The 18074-nt window shown below is 26.9% G+C and carries 24 protein-coding genes and 2 pseudogenes; 24 read left to right on the top strand and 2 right to left on the bottom strand.

Translation table 11 applies throughout. The annotated features are described in order from the left end of the window. Positions 1-11: 11 nt before the first annotated feature. From DJ007_RS03970 to DJ007_RS03905, 14 genes and pseudogenes are all read left to right on the top strand, one after another. Positions 12-242, top strand: coding sequence for a hypothetical protein (locus DJ007_RS03970; RefSeq protein WP_129408428.1), 231 nt, complete (start codon positions 12-14; stop codon positions 240-242). A gap of 87 nt (positions 243-329) precedes the next feature. Beyond that, positions 330-713 carry a DUF302 domain-containing protein gene (locus DJ007_RS03965; protein WP_129408412.1) on the top strand — a complete coding sequence of 128 codons (384 nt, stop codon included), beginning with the start codon at positions 330-332 and terminating at the stop codon, positions 711-713. Between the two features lie 17 nt (positions 714-730). Continuing rightward, entirely contained in the window at positions 731-1000 is a 270-nt protein-coding gene (locus DJ007_RS03960) for an SHOCT domain-containing protein (RefSeq protein WP_129408427.1), read from the top strand. 154 nt (positions 1001-1154) lie between these two features. Further along, positions 1155-1229: an SHOCT domain-containing protein gene (locus DJ007_RS19900; protein ID WP_129408610.1), complete on the top strand. Its 75-nt coding sequence runs from the start codon at positions 1155-1157 to the stop codon at positions 1227-1229. Between the two features lie 39 nt (positions 1230-1268). Further along, positions 1269-1463, top strand: coding sequence for a hypothetical protein (locus tag DJ007_RS03950; RefSeq protein ID WP_129408426.1), 195 nt, complete (start codon positions 1269-1271; stop codon positions 1461-1463). Then, entirely contained in the window at positions 1460-1702 is a 243-nt protein-coding gene (locus DJ007_RS03945) for a SoxR reducing system RseC family protein (protein ID WP_368359442.1), read from the top strand. The genes DJ007_RS03950 and DJ007_RS03945 overlap by 4 nt, the downstream gene beginning before the upstream one ends. Positions 1703-1719: 17 nt before the next feature. Continuing rightward, a complete protein-coding gene (locus DJ007_RS15455; protein ID WP_206076076.1) occupies positions 1720-1962 on the top strand; it encodes an SHOCT domain-containing protein in 243 nt (80 codons plus the stop codon). A gap of 18 nt (positions 1963-1980) precedes the next feature. Beyond that, positions 1981-2556 (top strand): hypothetical protein, encoded by a 576-nt coding sequence (locus DJ007_RS03935; RefSeq protein ID WP_129408424.1) that lies wholly within the window; start codon positions 1981-1983, stop codon positions 2554-2556. Between the two features lie 24 nt (positions 2557-2580). After that, positions 2581-2835, top strand: coding sequence for an SHOCT domain-containing protein (locus DJ007_RS03930; RefSeq protein ID WP_129408423.1), 255 nt, complete (start codon positions 2581-2583; stop codon positions 2833-2835). A 12-nt stretch (positions 2836-2847) separates the two neighbouring features. Then, positions 2848-3456 carry a hypothetical protein gene (locus DJ007_RS15450; protein ID WP_206076075.1) on the top strand — a complete coding sequence of 203 codons (609 nt, stop codon included), beginning with the start codon at positions 2848-2850 and terminating at the stop codon, positions 3454-3456. Between the two features lie 69 nt (positions 3457-3525). Beyond that, positions 3526-4986 carry an MMPL family transporter gene (locus DJ007_RS03920; protein ID WP_129408422.1) on the top strand — a complete coding sequence of 487 codons (1461 nt, stop codon included), beginning with the start codon at positions 3526-3528 and terminating at the stop codon, positions 4984-4986. Positions 4987-5066: 80 nt separating this feature from the next. Beyond that, positions 5067-6044 (top strand): MMPL family transporter, encoded by a 978-nt coding sequence (locus DJ007_RS03915; RefSeq protein ID WP_129408421.1) that lies wholly within the window; start codon positions 5067-5069, stop codon positions 6042-6044. 127 nt (positions 6045-6171) lie between these two features. Continuing rightward, a pseudogene (locus DJ007_RS03910) lies at positions 6172-8239 on the top strand (heavy metal translocating P-type ATPase). A 34-nt stretch (positions 8240-8273) separates the two neighbouring features. After that, positions 8274-8462 carry a YuzB family protein gene (locus DJ007_RS03905; RefSeq protein ID WP_165973991.1) on the top strand — a complete coding sequence of 63 codons (189 nt, stop codon included), beginning with the start codon at positions 8274-8276 and terminating at the stop codon, positions 8460-8462. A gap of 19 nt (positions 8463-8481) precedes the next feature. On the opposite strand, the gene DJ007_RS03900 is transcribed toward DJ007_RS03905, so the two are convergent. Together DJ007_RS03900 and DJ007_RS03895 are read right to left on the bottom strand one after the other, a co-directional pair. Further along, positions 8482-9024, bottom strand: coding sequence for a hypothetical protein (locus DJ007_RS03900; protein ID WP_129408419.1), 543 nt, complete (start codon positions 9022-9024; stop codon positions 8482-8484). Continuing rightward, the gene (locus DJ007_RS03895; protein ID WP_129408418.1) at positions 9000-9479 is read right to left on the bottom strand and encodes a M23 family metallopeptidase; all 480 of its coding nucleotides are present in this window, start codon (positions 9477-9479) and stop codon (positions 9000-9002) included. Before DJ007_RS03895 ends, DJ007_RS03900 begins: the two co-directional genes overlap by 25 nt. A gap of 218 nt (positions 9480-9697) precedes the next feature. On the opposite strand from DJ007_RS03895, the gene DJ007_RS03890 reads away from it, so the two are divergent. From DJ007_RS03890 to DJ007_RS19895, 10 genes and pseudogenes are all read left to right on the top strand, one after another. Next, on the top strand, positions 9698-10330 hold the full coding sequence (locus tag DJ007_RS03890) for a hypothetical protein (protein ID WP_129408417.1): 633 nt from the start codon (positions 9698-9700) through the stop codon (positions 10328-10330). A 92-nt stretch (positions 10331-10422) separates the two neighbouring features. Continuing rightward, the gene (locus DJ007_RS03885) at positions 10423-10797 is read left to right on the top strand and encodes an ArsR/SmtB family transcription factor (protein WP_129408416.1); all 375 of its coding nucleotides are present in this window, start codon (positions 10423-10425) and stop codon (positions 10795-10797) included. A 69-nt stretch (positions 10798-10866) separates the two neighbouring features. Continuing rightward, positions 10867-12963, top strand: a complete 2097-nt coding sequence (locus tag DJ007_RS03880) for a heavy metal translocating P-type ATPase (protein ID WP_129408415.1) — start codon at positions 10867-10869, stop codon at positions 12961-12963. A gap of 34 nt (positions 12964-12997) precedes the next feature. Beyond that, complete coding sequence (locus DJ007_RS03875; protein WP_129408414.1) at positions 12998-13312, top strand: ArsR/SmtB family transcription factor; 315 nt, start codon at positions 12998-13000, stop codon at positions 13310-13312. Positions 13313-13329: 17 nt separating this feature from the next. Next, entirely contained in the window at positions 13330-13596 is a 267-nt protein-coding gene (locus tag DJ007_RS03870) for an SHOCT domain-containing protein (RefSeq protein ID WP_129408413.1), read from the top strand. Between the two features lie 14 nt (positions 13597-13610). Next, positions 13611-13994 (top strand): DUF302 domain-containing protein, encoded by a 384-nt coding sequence (locus DJ007_RS03865; protein ID WP_129408412.1) that lies wholly within the window; start codon positions 13611-13613, stop codon positions 13992-13994. A 24-nt stretch (positions 13995-14018) separates the two neighbouring features. Beyond that, positions 14019-14219 carry an SHOCT domain-containing protein gene (locus DJ007_RS03860; RefSeq protein ID WP_129408411.1) on the top strand — a complete coding sequence of 67 codons (201 nt, stop codon included), beginning with the start codon at positions 14019-14021 and terminating at the stop codon, positions 14217-14219. Between the two features lie 12 nt (positions 14220-14231). Then, a complete protein-coding gene (locus DJ007_RS03855; RefSeq protein WP_129408410.1) occupies positions 14232-14849 on the top strand; it encodes a hypothetical protein in 618 nt (205 codons plus the stop codon). A gap of 48 nt (positions 14850-14897) precedes the next feature. Next, a complete protein-coding gene (locus DJ007_RS03850) occupies positions 14898-16358 on the top strand; it encodes a radical SAM/SPASM domain-containing protein (RefSeq protein ID WP_129408409.1) in 1461 nt (486 codons plus the stop codon). A gap of 271 nt (positions 16359-16629) precedes the next feature. Then, positions 16630-17939: pseudogene (locus tag DJ007_RS19895) on the top strand (alkaline phosphatase). Positions 17940-18074: the final 135 nt, after the last annotated feature.

Genomic DNA, 18074 nt, shown 5'->3' with positions numbered 1-18074 from the left:
AGGCGAATAAAATGTTACCAGAAATAAATGAAAATATGAGTTTAAAGGAAATTATGGATATGGACAATAAATTATTTGACGAGTTAAAAAATTTTGGATTTGATATTTGTTGTGCAAAAATGAGTAGTTTAAAGGAAAGTTGTAAAGACAAAGGATTAAATGTAAATGTAGTAGTACGAAAATTAAACAATGTAGTGGAAGAAATAAATTATATAGAAAAATTAATTTCAGAAAATGAATGAATTCTAAGGAAATTTTAAGGAATGTATGTTATACTACAATTGTCCCACCCGTACGGGGGTGACAAAAAATAAAAGGAGGAGAGAAAAATGAAATATGGAATATTAAAAGAAACAAATTATGATTTTGAAGAAGCAATATCAAGACTGAATGAAGAATTACAAAAAGAGGGTTTTGGAATTTTAATGAGAATTGATTTAAATGAAAAATTTAAAGCAAAACTTGGAATTGAGTTTAAAAAGTATGCAATATTGGGAGCATGTAATCCAAAAAATGCACACAAAGCAATATTAGCCGAAGAAAATATAGGAGTATTTTTACCTTGTAATGTAATAGTATATGAAAAAGAAGGAAAAACAGTAGTAACAGCGATAAAACCAACAGTAGCAATGAGTTCAGCAGAAAATGAAGAAGTATATGAAATAGCAAAAAATATAGAAGATGCTTTAACTAGAGTTATTTCAAATCTTTAATGAAAGGAGAGGATATTATGATGCATGGTTGGGGTTGGTCAGGTTTTGGGCCATATGGTTTTGGAGGATATAGTTTAATAGGATCATTTATAAGTTTTATTTTTCTAATAATATTTCTTGTGGTGATTTATTTCATAGTAAAAAAGATATTTTTTAATGGGAATTTTGAGTTTAAAAATATTGGCAAAAATAATAAAAATGAAGAATATAATGTAATAAAAATTTTAAATGAAAAATTAGTTAAAGGTGAGATTACAGAGGAAGAGTATCTTAGAAAAAAGAATTAATATTAAAAAATTTAAAGTGAGGTGAAAGGTATGATGTTTTTATTTCTATTAATAATAATATTTGTAATCTGGTATTTTATGAAAAATCCAGACGCAGCAAAAAATTAGGAGATTTTCAGAATAGTAGTGAAGATTCCAAAAAGAGGCATTAAGAATATTAAATGAAAAATTTGTGAATGGTGAAATCACAGAAGAAGAATATTTAAGAAAAAAGAAACTTATAGAATAATAATGATAAAAAAGTAAAGAAAATTTTTGAGGTGATGTTATGAATGAATTGATGAGAATAGTTGATATGGATGAAGAATATGTTTACTTACAGGCTCTTGAAGCAGCAAATTGCGGTTCTTGTGCAATAAAGGGTTCATGTAATTTAACAGGCGATCCAAATAGAAAAATTAAGGCAATTAATAATAAAAACTTGAATTTAAATAAAAATGATTTTGTGTATATAAAAAAATAGATTCATTAGAATCAAAAGCAGCCTTTATAATGTATGGGATTCCATTACTGACAATGGTTACAATTACTGTACTTCTATTCTCATTGGGTTTAAATGAAATTATATCTTTTCTTTTAGGTTTAACCAGTATGTTAATATCATATTATTTTATATATCTGTATGATAGAAAAGTAGCAAAAACTAAGTATGTTCCAGAAATTATTGAAAAAATAGGAATTTATAAAACTTTTCAAATATAGGAGGTGAAAAATATGTCTTGTGGAGGAGGAATATTTGGTTATCATGGAGAGGGTTATTTAATAGGCATTATCATTCTGATGAACATCATAGGCATTCAGATGATTTAAGGAGATTAGAGGATTCTCGCCAGCCTGTGTTAGAAGAATCAAATAAAAAAAGTAGAGCTTTGGATTTATTAGATGAAAAATTCGTAAATGGTGAAATTACAGAAGAAGAATACCTTAGAAAGAAAAAACTGATATTAAGTAATGCTGTGTGATAATGTGAGGTGTTTTATATGAAAAAATTAATATTTATATTTGTAGTATTAAATATTGTAATACTTTCATTTAGTAATATTATAGATTTATCTATTGAGAAAATATATAAACCATATTTAAATGATGAAAATAACGGTTATTTTGATATTTATGGAAGAGTTAATGTGTTTTCACTATATGCTAATATACCATTAGCAGTTGATAATTTTTATAAAACAGATTTTAGTGAAATTGTAATATACCCTAATAAAAATATAAAATTAGAAGATATAAAGATTGGAATAGATATTATTAATACAGATTTTAAAACAAAAGGTTTTCATTTTTTTCCTATGATGCATATGAGATATTTTAGAAATATAACAAGAGAAAATAATATTGAAAATAATATATATATTCCTTTTAGATTTGCAGTAGAAAATGAGCTTAAAAATTTGAATGATTATAAGAAAATAGAAGTTATTTTAAGTAGTGGAATTGTATTTAAAGATAAATATATGATAGAAATAGGTGTAAAAGACAATATAAATAATATTATTAATACTTCATTTAAATTAAATTGGATAGTAGGTTTTAAATATAATCTATTTTAATGATTATCAGGAGGTGAAAATGATATGCCTTGTTGGGGTTGGACAGGATTTTATGGATATGGAGGAATAATAGGTTCTTTAATAGGTTTTGGATTTATGATTTTGTTTTTAGTAATTATATATTTCCTATTTAAGAATTTATTTAAAAATAGTGGTTCAAAAGAAAGTAGAAAAATCGGAGGTAACAACGAAGATTTAATAAAAATTTTAAATGAAAAGTTTGTTAAAGGTGAGATTACCGAAGAAGAATATATTAGAAAAAAGAAACTAATTGAATGAGGAGGGATTTTTATGAAGAGTAGATTATTATTAGGTTTGATGTTGGTATTTAGTTTATCATTAATTTTCGCACATGGCGGAGATATAGTGAATCAAAATAATTCGTATTATCCAAATATTTCTGAAATTAGTTTGAATTTAAAAATAGTAGAAATAAATGAACAATTACCTATCGCTTTAGCAATTGATGAAAAAGGAAAATATTATGTTTTAAAATTGGATAAAATGTTTATGTTTTATAATGATTTACCAATAGAAACAGGAAAAGAAATAAAGGTTGAAGGTGTAGTAATATATAGTTTTTCGAAAATTGATGAATTAATTGTAGATTCTATTGAGATTGATAATAAAGAATATATGACACCTAAAAATTTTGGTTATGGAATGATGAATGATTATGGCTATCCAGGGATGATGGGTGGTAATATGATGAACGGATATGGTTACCCAGGAATGATGGGAGGCTATAACATGATGATGAATGGATACGGCTATCCCGGAATGATGAACGGTTTTGGTGGTTATCCAGGAACAATGGGTGGTTATGGTTATCCTAATTATCCTTATAATGAACCTGGATCTCAAAATGAAATGGATAACAATATGATGGGAGACAATTAAAAATATGCACATCCTTTAACTTTCAGGTTAAAGGATGTGTTTTTGAATTTGAATTAAAGGGGATATTTTATGTTTAATAAAAATTTATATATATTCATTATAAAATATAGATTTTGGATTATAGTATTTTCAGTAATTTTTACAATATTTTTTGGTATATTTGCTGCAAAAACAACCATTGATATGGGGACATATACTTTATTACCAGACAAGGATTCAGAAATAATAAAATTTAATGAAATTTCAAAGAAATTTGGCGGTTTTGATAATATGATTATTTATATAAAAGGTAAAAATAATAATAAAATGGAAAATGCCGCAGAAGAAATAGCTAATGAAATGAAAAATCTAAAAGAATATGTGAAATATGTTGATTATAAATATCCAGTAGATTTTATTAAAGAAAATATCTTATTATATCTTGATAAAGATTCATTTGAAGAAATAATATATTTATTGAAGAATAATATGGATTTATTAAAGTTAACTCAGGAAAAAAATAATCTTTCAAAATTATTATTATATTTAAGTACAAAGAAAGATATAAAAGAAGAAGAGATAAGTATTATTAATAATTTAATTAAAAAAAATAGGAATAATATTTTAAAAATACTTGATATGAAATATTATTATAATGAGTCAAAAACAACATTGCTTATTTTTTTAAGACCAACAAATGCGAATCATGATATGCTTTTTTTTGAAAAAATGGTTTCAAAAGTAAAAAAAGATATATATCCGATAACAAAAAAATACTCCACTTTGAATATTGGAATTACTGGAATGCCAGTGATTATGGCAGAACAACAACAAAATTTAAACTCAAAAATAACAATAATTTCTATAATAGTATTGTTATTATTAATAGTTTTATTCACTTTGTCATATAAAAAATTTTCATCATCAATATATATTGTAATGCCTGTAATTATAGCAATAATATGGACACTTGGAATAAATTACCTGATAATCGGTAGATTAAATATAGTTACAAGTATTTTTTCTATCTTATTATTAGGTCTGGGAGTTGACTATTCGCTACACTTTTTAACAAAATTTTATTATGAAATAAACAAAGGAAATGACTCATATACAGCTCTTGAAAAGGTTTTTAATCATACGTTATCTGGAATTTTTGTAGGAGCAATTACAACAGCATCATCTTTTTATGCATTAATGCTATCAAAATTTAAAGGGTTATATGAATTAGGATTTGTTGCAGGTACAGGAATATTGATGTCTTTAATATCAATTATATTTATTCTACCTTCTATATTATCTTATTTAAAAATAAAATCAGATACTCAAAGTAAAAATAGTACTTTGAGTGAAATTTATATGAAAATACTTACAAAGAATAAATATGTTATAATATTAGTCGTATTTTTAATTACTTTAATACCTTATATATTCAGAAACAAAATAGAATTTAATTATAATGCTTTTGATTTACTTCCTGATTTACCTTCGGTAAAAATAGAAAATTCATTAAAAAAGATTTTAATACTACTTTTGAATATAATATTTTAGTTTCAGATTCTCTTGAAAAGAGTAAAAGAATATATGAAAAATTAAAAAATGAAAAAGAATCTTTTGAAGTTGATTCATTAGTGTATTTAATACCAGAAAATCAATCTGAAAAAATATCAATATTAAAAAATTTATATAATAGATATTTAATAGAAGAAAAACCCAAGGTTACTAATGTACCTTTAAATTTAGTAACAAATTTAATTTTATTTCAAATTAAAAATAAAAACTTTAATGAAAAAACAATTTATACTGAAGTTAAAAAAATGGTTGAAAAGTTAAATTCTTTAAATGATACTGAGAAAGAAAAACTTCAAAGGGAAATTAAAAATACTTTTTATTTCCTAATAAAAAGTATGGAAAATGCTTCAATAAATGGAGAAATTACTATTAATAACATTCCAGAATATATAAAATCAAAAAATCTTGATGCAGATAAAAATATAGCAACCTTTGTTTTTATAAAAAAAGGAGCATGGGATGAGGAAAATATGAAAAAAATAGTTAATATACTTAGAAATATTGAAAAAAATTCAACGGGGACAACTTTTGTCTGGATAAAGCTTATTGATTATATTAGAGATGATTTGGTAAGGAGTTCTATTATTGTTTTAGCTTTAGTTTTTTTAATTGTTTTATTCTATTTTAGAAAAATAAATATTACTCTTTTAACGCTGACACCTGTTCTTTTTGGAACATTATGGCTTTTTAATTTTATGATGTTTTTTGGTATAAAATTTAATATAGCAAATATTGTTGTAATTCCACTGATTATTGGTATAGGTATAGATGATGGAATACATATGATGCACAGTTATATTGAAAGTAGGAGCATAATTGAAACATTAAAACAATCCGGTAAAGCAGTAATTATTACTTCAATAACCAGTATGCTGGGTTTTGGTTCATTATATTTTGTAAAAGATCCATTAGTTTCACAAATGGGATTTTTATTATTTTTTGGAATATTATTTTGCTTAATAATATCTCTTACTATATTGCCTATTTTTATTCAGATTTTTAATCTATCTAAAAATAATATTTTATTAATGAAATAATGATTTCATTATTTTTAAATTTTATAGTATAATAAATTATAGAAGAATAAATAAAAAATTTTAATTCAACAATTGAAGGGGGAGGAAAATGGAAAAGAATGAAGGAAAGATGGATCATAGTCATCATATGAAAGATGAACAACCAAAAAATGGAAATCATTCAGCCCATGAACATCATGAACATCATGGACATCAAGAACATGAACACGAACACCATGATCATGGACATGAACATCATAATCATCATGACCATCATGCTCATATGGTTAAAGATTTTAAAAAACGTTTTTGGATTTCGTTAATTTTCACCATACCAGTTTTGGTCTTATCACCATTGGTTCAAAAATTGCTTGGGTTGAGAAATTATTAACATTTCCAGGAGATTTATATGTTCTTTTTGCTATTTCAACATTTATTTATTTTTATGGTGGATATCCATTTTTAAAAGGATTTTATGATGAAGTAAAGAGTAAAAAACCAGGAATGATGACATTGATTGCTGTTGCAATAAGTACAGCATATGTATATAGCAGTGTGGTTGTTTTTGGTTTAGAAGGTGGAATATTTTTCTGGAACTTGCTACTTTAATTGATATTATGTTGCTTGGTCATTGGATTGAAATGAGATCGGTAATGGGTGCTTCTCGTGCTTTGGAAGAACTTGCAAAATTAATGCCATCAGATGCACATAAGCTTATGCCAGATGGAGAAATAATTGATATACCACTTGAAGAATTAAAAACAGGAGATATTGTTATAGTAAAACCAGGTGAAAAAGTTCCTGCAGATGGTATTATAATAGAAGGAGAAAGTTCAGTAAATGAATCAATGTTAACGGGAGAAAGTAAGCCAGTATCAAAGAAAAAAAATGATCTTGTTATTGGCGGTTCAATAAATGGTGAAGGTTCTTTAAAGATTAAAGTAAAAAATACCGGAAAAGATTCATATCTTTCACAGGTAATTGAGCTTGTAAAAGAAGCACAGGAAAGCAAATCTAAAACACAGGATCTTGCAAATCGAGCAGCAGTATGGTTAACGTTTATAGCCTTAACAGGCGGTGCAGTAACATTTTTTATCTGGACATTGATAATGAATAAAAGTTTTGTTTTTGCTCTTGAAAGAACTGTTACTGTTATGGTAATAACATGTCCTCATGCTCTTGGATTGGCTGTTCCATTGGTTGTTGCTGTTTCAACAGCAATTTCAGCAAAGAATGGTCTTCTTATCAGGGATAGAGTAGCCTTTGAAAGAGCAAGAAATATTCAGGCTATTGTATTTGATAAAACAGGAACATTAACGATGGGAAAATTTGGTGTAACTGATGTAGTAAAACTTTCAGAAGATATAACAGAAGATGAAATTTTAAATTATGCAGCTTCAGTTGAAATGCATTCAGAACATCCAATTGCAAAAGCAATTGCAAAATCTGCAAAAAATCCTATGAATGTTGAAAGTTTTAAAGCCATTCCTGGAAAAGGTGCTGAAGGAAAAGTAGAGGGAAAACATATAATGGTTGTTAGTCCTGGATATTTAAGAGAAAAAAATATAAAAGTAGAAAATGAAAATATAAATAAAATGCTATCAGCTGGAAAAACTGTAGTGTATTTATTAATAAATTCCGAATTAAAAGGTGCAATTGGATTAGCAGATATTATAAGACCAGAATCAAAAGAAGCGATAGCTAAGTTAAAAGAAATGGGAATAAAATGTATGATGTTAACGGGAGATAATAAACAGGTAGCAAAATGGGTTGCTGATGAATTAAACCTTGATGAATATTTTGCGGAGGTTTTACCTCATGAAAAATCACAAAAAATAAAAGAAATTCAATCCCGTAATTTAATTGTAGCCATGACAGGTGATGGTGTAAATGATGCTCCAGCATTAGTTCAGGCAGATGTTGGTATAGCAATTGGAGCAGGAACAGATGTAGCAGTTGAATCAGCAGACATAATTCTCGTTAGAAGCGATCCAAGAGATGTTGTTGCGATAATTGGTCTGGCTCAAAATACATATAAAAAAATGATTGAAAATCTATTATGGGCAACAGGGTATAATGCTATAGCAATACCTCTTGCAGCAGGTGCTCTGTATAAATGGGGAATACTCTTGAGTCCAGCAGTTGGAGCAGTTTTTATGTCTTTAAGTACAGTTATAGTTGCAATAAATGCTAAATTATTAAAATTAAAAAGTTGATAAATTTCATATAATAAAAACAGGAGGTATGAAAATGATTCAACTGTGTAAAAATAATAAGGGAGTAGAAAAAATTATAGAATATCTGGAAAATAATGATATTGAATACTTTGTAGCAAACTGTCTTGATGAGTGCAATATATGTCATTCAAAAGTTTTTGTGAAAAAAGATGAAGAAATAATTGCAGAAGAAACAGTTGAAGAATTATTAAATAAAATATAGCTGGGAAACCAGCTATATTTTATTTAGTGTTTTTAATTAGAATAAATTTATAAATTTTAGTATTATTCCAGATATCTTCAATAATAATTTCAGCATAATTTCTTTCTTTTAAAGAGGAAAAGATTTCATTCCATCTATTTATTTTTATCGGAGTTATTTTTGATGTGGAATATAACTTAATCCAATAATTATATAAGTTAGATCCATATCCAAAAATACTATCAGGAGAATACATTTCATCTTCTCGTATTTCATCAAATTCAATTTTGTATACAACTTCGTTATTTATTTTTAAAGATATTTTTTTTGGTATTATTTTAGTATTTTTCCCTAATTTTTCAGAAACATTGATTTCTATTTTAGGTAAAGTATAAAAAGGGATTTCCATTAAATTATTTTCTGATAAATTATAAATATTATTGTTTATTCTAATTTTTGAAATTATTAATTCTTTTGTTCTTAATTCTGTATAATTTACATATTCAAGAGCATCTTTTATTATTTCGGTTTCATTATCTCCAGATTTTATTATTTCTCTTATTTCAAAATGTATATTGGGCACCTGTGCTTCTCCACTCTTCCCAGAATAACCAATAATTTCTTTTTTTCAACCAAAACTTCTTTTTCTGGAAAAATTATTTCAGCAAAACTATTTCCAAATTCATTTTTTACAGATGCGGCGATTGTTTTAACTATATTATTAAATGAACTCAAGTGTGCGTAAACACTAATTTTATTTATAGAAGGATGATATATAAAAATTGTATTTCCATATATTGGTTCATTTAACCATATTTTATAAACATAACCATTTTCAATAGATTTTACAGGAAGACCTTCTTTTGAAAAAGAAGAAAAATCTATTCCTGTATGAAAATGAGGTTTATCCCCGGTATCTCTGTATTCTCCAAATGAAGAAGTTATATATGTATTTTCAACGGGAATTTGAAAAAGTTGTGAAAAAATTTGTGTAAAAAATAAAGCGAACAAAAATATTACTATTAAATGATATTTCATCTTAAAAAAAACCTCCTCTTTTTTATATTTGAATAAATATTCAAATATATTATAACATTGTCTTTTTCCTTTAAAATGTAAATTATGTAAAAATTATTTTTCTGAAAAAACTTAAAGGGTTGACATTATATTCTTTTTTTGTTATAATACAATTGAACAATTATTCAATTAATCAAACAATCAAATAAAAATAAATACTTATGGAGGTGTTAATTGTTATGAAAAAGAGTTTTGTTATGCTGATGATATTAATTTTATCTTTGATGGCATTTTCGGACAAAATTTATTTAAAAAGCGGTGTAATTATGGAAGGTACTGTTGTAAAGGTTAATGAAGAAGAAGTAGTTATAAAATTAAAATCTGGGTCTCCTGCTACAATAAAACAAAAGGATATTGCTTTCATTGAAACAGAGAATTCAAAAAATATAGATTATTTAGGTAACAATAAAATTTCATCTGATAAAGTTCTTTTTTATGAAAAAAATAAGAAAAAACCAGGAGTTGCTGCATTTTTAGGTTTAGTTATACCATCGGCAGGACATGCATATGCAGGAAATTGGGGAAGAGGATTATTATTTGCTACAACAGAAATAGCTTTTTTAGCAGCAGCAGGTTATGAAATATATAATAATTATTATCAAGATAATGAAGAAATGATTAATAAAAATTATGATAATCATGATTATGATCAAAAATGGTGGAACAATGATTATAAAGTGTTTTATAATATAGCTTATAAAGCTGCTATGAATGATAAAAAGATACAGGCATATATGGTAGGTTTTGCTATCATAAAATTATGGAAGTGTTTGATGCATATAATACAGCTGAAAAATATAATACCCAATTAAGATTTGAATTAAATTTACAGAGTAAAAGTTTAGGAATTTTTAAGGATTATGAATTTTAAAAATTATTCTAAGTAAAAATGGAGATGGATAATATGATTGACATAAAGGAAAAAGATATTGATATATGTGAAGTAACAGAAACACATAATGAAATAATAGAAAAAGCTAATGTAATTAAATCAAAAAGCAATGAATTAAATAAAATAGCTGATTTCTTTAAAATTATAGGAGATAGAACAAGAATAAAATTGTTATATTCTTTGTTTGAGGTTAATGAAATGTGTGTCTGTGATATTTCTTCTGTGCTTAATAAAAGTGGTTCAGCAGTTTCACATCAATTAAGAGTATTAAGACAGGCTGATCTGGTAAAATATCGAAAAGAAGGGAAAGTTGTATATTATTCTTTGAATGAAAAATATATAAAAAATATTCTTGAAATAGTTTATGAAAAAGTAAATGGGAAGTAAGTCTTCCCTTTTAAAATAAACAACATTTGAATAACTATTCAAACGTTTTAATGAAAAGGAGGGTTCATAATGGAAAAGAAAGAGCTTGTACTTGATGGGTTAGATTGTGCAAGTTGTGCAGCAAAAATAGAAGAATCAGTAAAGAATTTAGAGAATGTTGATGGTGTAGAACTTAATTTTATAACTAAAACTTTATCTATAAAAGTTGAAGATGAAGAAAAAATAGAAGAAATAAAAAAGCTTGTAAAAAAAATCGAACCAGAAGTGGAAGTATATGAAAAAAATAAAAATGGGAAAAAAGGTAAAAATGAAGAAGAGGAAGAAGGAGAATTTAATAGAAAGTTAGAAATTATCAGGTTAATTTCAGCGCTTGGCGTATTTATCACAGCTTTATTTGTAAAAGAGCCATTCTGGCTTCAAATCTCATTATATGTTATAGCCTATTTAATTTCTGGTGGGAAAGTATTAATAAGATCATTTAAGAATATTATAAGAGGAAATATTTTTGATGAAAACTTTTTGATGAGTGTTGCAACAATAGGTGCATTTTCAATTGGAGAATTTCCTGAAGCAGTTGGAGTTATGGTGTTTTTTGAAATAGGTGAATTGTTACAGGATATGGCCGTTGATAATTCTAAAAAATCTATAAAAGCATTACTTGATATAAGACCGGATTATGCAAACCTTTTGAAAGATGGTAAAGAAATAAAAGTATCACCAGAAGAAGTTAAAAAAGGTGATCTTATAGTTGTAAAACCTGGTGAAAGAGTTCCATTAGATGGTATTGTTATTAAAGGAAATTCAATGGTTGATACTTCCGCTTTAACAGGTGAATCTGTTCCGAGAAGTATAAAAGAAAATGATGAAGTTATGAGTGGATTTATAAATCTTAATGGACTTATTACTGTAAAAGTTGAAAAAGAATATGCAGAATCTACAATTTCAAAAATACTTGATATGGTTGAAAATGCTGCAGCTAAAAAAGCTAAAACAGAAAAACTTATAACTAAGTTTGCTAAATATTATACACCAGTTGTCGTATTTTTAGCAATAGCTTTAGCAACATTACCACCATTAATTACAGGAGCACCATTTAATGAATGGTTATATAGAGCTTTAATTTTCCTTGTTATTTCATGTCCATGTGGTCTTGTGGTTTCAATACCTCTTGGTTATTTTGCAGGAGTTGGAGCATTATCCAAGCAAGGAGTTCTCGTAAAAGGTGGAAATTATCTTGAACGTCTTAAAAATCTTGATACTGTAATTTTTGATAAAACAGGTACATTAACTGAAGGTGTTTTTGAGGTCGTTGAAATAAAAACATTTAATGGTTTTAGCGAGGACAATATTCTTGAAATTGCAGCATATGCAGAAGAACATTCAAATCATCCAATTGCTGAGTCTATAAAGAAGAAATTTGGAAAAGAAATAGATAAAAATGCTATTGAAGATTATGAAGAAATTTCTGGTCATGGTATAAAATCAAAAATTAAAGGTAAAGAAATATTAGTAGGAAATAGAAAATTGATGAATAAATTTAAAATAAAAACCCCAGAAATAAATTTCAGTGGAACAATAGTTTTTGTTGCAGTTGATGGAAAATTTGCAGGATATATAGGAATATCAGATAAGATAAAACCTGGAGTTTCTGAAGTTATAAAAAATCTTAAAAAATTAGGAGTTAAGAAAACAGTAATGCTCACTGGAGATAGTAAAAAAGTAGCAGAATCTGTAGCAAAAGAAATTGGTATTGATGAATATTATGCAGAATTACTTCCTGGAGATAAGGTTAATTTCTTTGAAAAATTTAAAGATGGAGTTTCCACAGCATTTGTTGGCGATGGAATAAATGATGCACCAGTTTTAACAAGAGCTGATGTTGGTATTGCAATGGGTGGCCTTGGATCAGATGCAGCAATAGAAGCAGCCGATGTAGTCATTATGGATGATGATATATCTAAAATAACAGATTCCATAAAAATTTCAAGAAAAACATTAAAAATCACATGGCAAAATATAACAATTGTATTGGGTGTAAAAATATTATTCCTTATTCTTGGTGCTTTAGGTAAAACAGATATGTGGGGTGCAGTTTTTGCAGATGTTGGAATAACTATAATAGCAGTATTTAATACATTAAGAATATTAAGAGTAAAAAAGAAATAAAATTTGTTTTTTTAAATTTCTGGAGAGTGAGAGAATGGATAAATATATATTGTCTTCAAAAATATTTAAAGCTTTATCAAGTCCCATAAGATTAAGAATTATAGAAATCATTCAAAAAAGAAAATGCAATATATCTAAAATAAAAGAGGAATTAAAGCTTTCACAATCAAGCATTTCTCAGCATATTAAATTATTAGAAGATGCAGGAATAATTACAAAAATAAAAAAAGAAAATCATATTTTCTGTGAGATAAAACATAGAGAAATATTTAAAATTTTAAAAACAGTAAATTTTATTATGAGAAATGAAATTACGTCATCAGGTATATTATTGGAAAAATCAAATTAAGAAGGGAGAGGGTTTACATGTGCGAATGGGGTTGGAATGGCTTTAGACCATTTATGGGTGGCGGATATGGAATGATAGGGTACTTTATTTCATTTATAATGCTGATAATAATTATTGGAGTAATTTTCCTGGTTTTTAAATCTATAAAAAATAATAATGAAGCAAAAAAGAGAGAGTATGGAAAAATTAATAATTATGATGCTCTAAAAGTATTAAACGAAAAATTTGCAAAAGGCGAAATTACCGAAGAAGAATATTTAAGAAAGAAAAAAATAATTGGATGAAGGAGGAGAGAAAAATGAAATATGGAATATTAAAAGAAACAAATTATGATTTTGAAGAAGCAATATCAAGACTGAATGAAGAATTACAAAAAGAGGGTTTTGGAATTTTAATGAGAATTGATTTAAATGAAAAATTTAAAGCAAAACTTGGAATTGAGTTTAAAAAGTATGCAATATTGGGAGCATGTAATCCAAAAAATGCACACAAAGCAATATTAGCTGAAGAAAATATAGGAGTATTTTTACCTTGTAATGTAATAGTATATGAAAAAGAAGGAAAAACAGTAGTAACAGCGATAAAACCAACAGTAGCAATGAGTTCAGCAGAAAATGAAGAAGTATATGAAATAGCAAAAAATATAGAAGATGCTTTAACCAGAGTTATTTCAAATCTTTAAGATGTAAAAAGTGAGGTGAATGGTATGATGTTTTTATTTCTATTAATAATAATATTTGTAATCTGGTATTTTATGAAAAATCCAGATGCAGCAAAAAAATTAGGAGATTTTCAGAATAGTAGTGAAGATTCCAAAAAAGAAGCATTAAGAATATTAAACGAAAAATTTGTGAATGGTGAAATTACCGAAGAAGAATATTTAAGAAAGAAAAAAATAATAGAATAGGAGTGTGAAAATATGAAAAATAAGATTTTTTTAATAGTATCAATAATTTTAAGTTTATCAACTTTATTTGCATTTGGAGGTAATGTTAATCAAAATATTGTAAATAATACACCAGCTCAAATTTCATTAAGTTTGAGTATTGAAGAATTAGACAATTATACATTTTCAGCGCTAGCAATAGATGATAAAGGAACATATTATATATTGAGGTTATCGCCATTATTAATGTATTATGGTAATTTGCCAATCAATGTGAAAGATATGGTTACTATTGATGGGATAGTTTTATCCAATTTTACACAAATAAAAGAAATTATAGTAAATACAATTAATATTAATAATAAAGCATATACTATATTAAACAACAATGGATATATGAATAATCAATTTAGAAATTATAATCGAGGTATGATGAATAATTATGGAATGATGGGTGGATATGGTTATCCTGGCATGATGAATGGTTATGGAATGGGTGGATGGTATGATTATTATCCTGATCCGTATGATTATGAAATGATGAACAGATATGGATATCCAATGAATGGATATGGTTATCCTGGAAATATGAATAATTATAATCAAAATGTTCCAAATAATAATATGAATAATATGAATGGAAGGAAATAAAGCTGTATTTAAATAAACTATTGAATAAGACATGATTGGAGGGATTTTATGGGGATTTTAGATAAAAAAATCCTTGATAGCATGAAAACAATGATGTTAAAACAAGCATCCAAACTCGTAACCAACGTTGTAAGAAATTCAGAAGTAGAAGATTTAGCAAAACTTTTGAGAACACTTTCCAACTTAGCAAAAGAACCAGCAAAAAGTGGTTTAAGAAAATTAGCAGAAGGTGCAGAAAATAGAGATCCAATGCTTGTTAACTGGTCAAACTTATTTAAAAGATCCAATCCAAAAGTTGTAGAAAAGGTTATAAACAATTTGATTATCAATGAATTTGCAATAGGAGAAAAAGTAAGACAGGAAAAGATGCATGAACATAAAGTAGTATTACCAAAATTAGCAGTTATCAGTCCAACATATGCATGTAACTTAAGATGTGTTGGATGTTATGCAGGATTATATGGACACAAATATCAATTATCAAAAGATGAATTATTCAGTATAATCAGACAATTCAATGAACTTGGAATATATTTCTTTGTTATTACAGGAGGAGAACCATTCATATATCCACACTTATTCGAAATGTTAGAAGAATTCAATGATTCTTATTTCATGATATATTCAAACGGTACATTAATAACAGAAGAAAAAGCAAAAAGATTAGCGGAATTAGGAAATGCAACACTTTCAATATCTGTTGAAGGTTTTGAAGAAATGACCGACTGGAGAAGAGGAAAAGGGGTATTCAAAAAAGTATTAAATGCATGGGATTTATTAACAAAATACGGAGTAATATATGGAGCATCAGTAACGGCAACAAGAAAGAATCACGATTTAATAATGAGTGATGAATTCTGGACATTCTTAAAAGAGCATAATGTTGCATATGTATGGATATATCAATTTATGCCAGTAGGAATGGATCCAACAATGGAATTGGTACCAACACCAGAACAAAGATATGAAAGATTTGAAGTAACAGAAAAAGAAAGATTAGGTGGAGACTTTGCATTTGTAGCAGATTTCTGGAATCATGGATTCTTAACTCATGGATGTTTAGCAGCAGGTTCAAAATACTTACATATTAATGCCAAAGGATATGCAGAACCATGTGTATTCCAACAATTTGCAGTAGATAATATAAGAGAAAAATCAATAATAGAAATATTAAAATCACCATTCTTTGAAGCATATAAGAGAACAATACCATATTCAAATAATTTATTCAGACCATGTCCAATTATAGATAATCCAAAAGTATTCAGGTCAATGGTTAAAAAGTTTAATGCAATACCGCAACATCCAGGAAGTGAAAAAACAATTACAGAATTAGCACCAGAATTGGATAAATTAGCAGAAGGATGGAAACCATATGCAGACAAATTATGGTATGAAAGAGGTTATGCAGAAAAATATCCATCCAAACGAGGAATCTATAATTATGAAACCAGAATGAAAAGATATGCTGACAATGAAGAAAAACTTGCTTTAGATAAAAAAGGTTAATAAAAAGAATTGATTGTTATTTTTTGATTTTTCATATAAATTATTTTCTCGTGTACTAATAAATTAGTAAAAACTATCTTTTTCAGAAAAATAATTTTGTTCTGATTTATTTTATTTATGAAAGATATAAAAATTTTCATAATTAGAATATTTTGACTTATAATCAAGAATATCAAAATATATATTAAAAAAACTAATCAATTTACGTGTTTTATATTATGCTTTTTTTGTGATAAAATAAAATTACTAATCCTATATAGGGGGGAAGATTATGAAAAAGTTATTACTTGGTTTATTTATGTTGATAGCTTTATTTAGTTTTGCAGTTACTAACGTCATCTATATGGTAGGAGATGGAATGGGTATTAATCAGGCTTTACTGGCAAGTTATATTGAAGGAAGAATTTTAAACTTCTTGAGGACTCAGAATATCGGAATTGTAACTAATTACTCAGCAAATAGTAATGTTACTGATTCAGCTGCTGCGGGTACAGCATTATTTTCAGGATTCAAAACCAATAATGGAATGATAGGTATGTTACCGGATGGAACAATTGTTCCGACAATAGCAGAGATAGCTGCAAAACAAGGTGTAAAAATAGGGATTATTTCTACTTCTAGAATCACCCACGCTACACCAGGTGCAGTATATGGTCATGTGAAATCAAGAAAAGATGAGAATACTCTTGCAGAACAATTAGTTAACAGCCCTATTACAGTTGCATTTGGTGGGGGTGGAGAAATTTCGTTGCAACAGGTGGCAAAAGAAAAGATGGAAAAGATTTAATTAAACTTGCAGAAGAGAAAGGTTTTGATTATATTACAACAAAAGAAGAATTATTGAATTATAAAGGAGATAAAGTACTTGGTTTATTTAATTCAAGCCATCTTCCAGCTGCCTCAGATAGAGTTAAGGAACCAATGTTAGCTGAAATGACTAAAAAAGCTCTCGAAATATTATCAAAAGATGGAAAGCCATTCTTCTTAATGGTTGAAGGTTCTCAAATTGATTGGGAAGCTCATGGAAATGATCCATTTGGTGTATGGAAAGAAGTTATCGAATTTGAACGGGCATTTAATGTAGCTATGGATTTTCTAAAAGAAAATCCAGATACCTTAATAATTGTAACCGCTGATCATGAAACTGGTGGATTAGGACTTTCTACAGGTGGATATTTCTTTGATGTTGAAATGTTAAGACAATTTACAAAAAATACTGATTTTATAGCCAAACAGGCTAATAAGGATAAAAATAAAGTTAGAGAATTAGTTAAACAATATTATGGAATTGAATTAACAGATGAAGATATGGAATATTTTGATCGTCTAGTAAAAGAACAGGCTGGATCTTATTATGCATTTTCAAATGCAATTGGAAGAGTTGTTAGTAAAAAGGCACATATTGGATGGACTACTTTTGATCACACAGGAGCACCTATTGCTGTATATGCGTTTGGAAAAGGTGCAGAAAACTTTAATGGTTTTTATGATAACACTGAAATTCCAAGAATTATTGGGAGAATTACTGGATATGAACTCACATTCCCAACATATGAGTTACCAGTATCTGGAGCGCACTAAATGTTAATAATAAATAAAAAATAGTTATTTTTAGTAATTTTTGATGGTGTTTTTTGGAATAAAAACCCTTTTGCAATTTCTACTGCAAGATTTAACATTATTAAATTTTTACGTTTTTAGTATTATTTGTTATTG

The organism is Marinitoga lauensis, from assembly GCF_004135675.1.
Classification (GTDB): Bacteria; Thermotogota; Thermotogae; order Petrotogales; family Petrotogaceae; genus Marinitoga; species Marinitoga lauensis.
The sequence above is the reverse complement of the archived record's forward strand: the minus strand, read 5'-3'. Positions and strand labels throughout refer to the sequence as shown.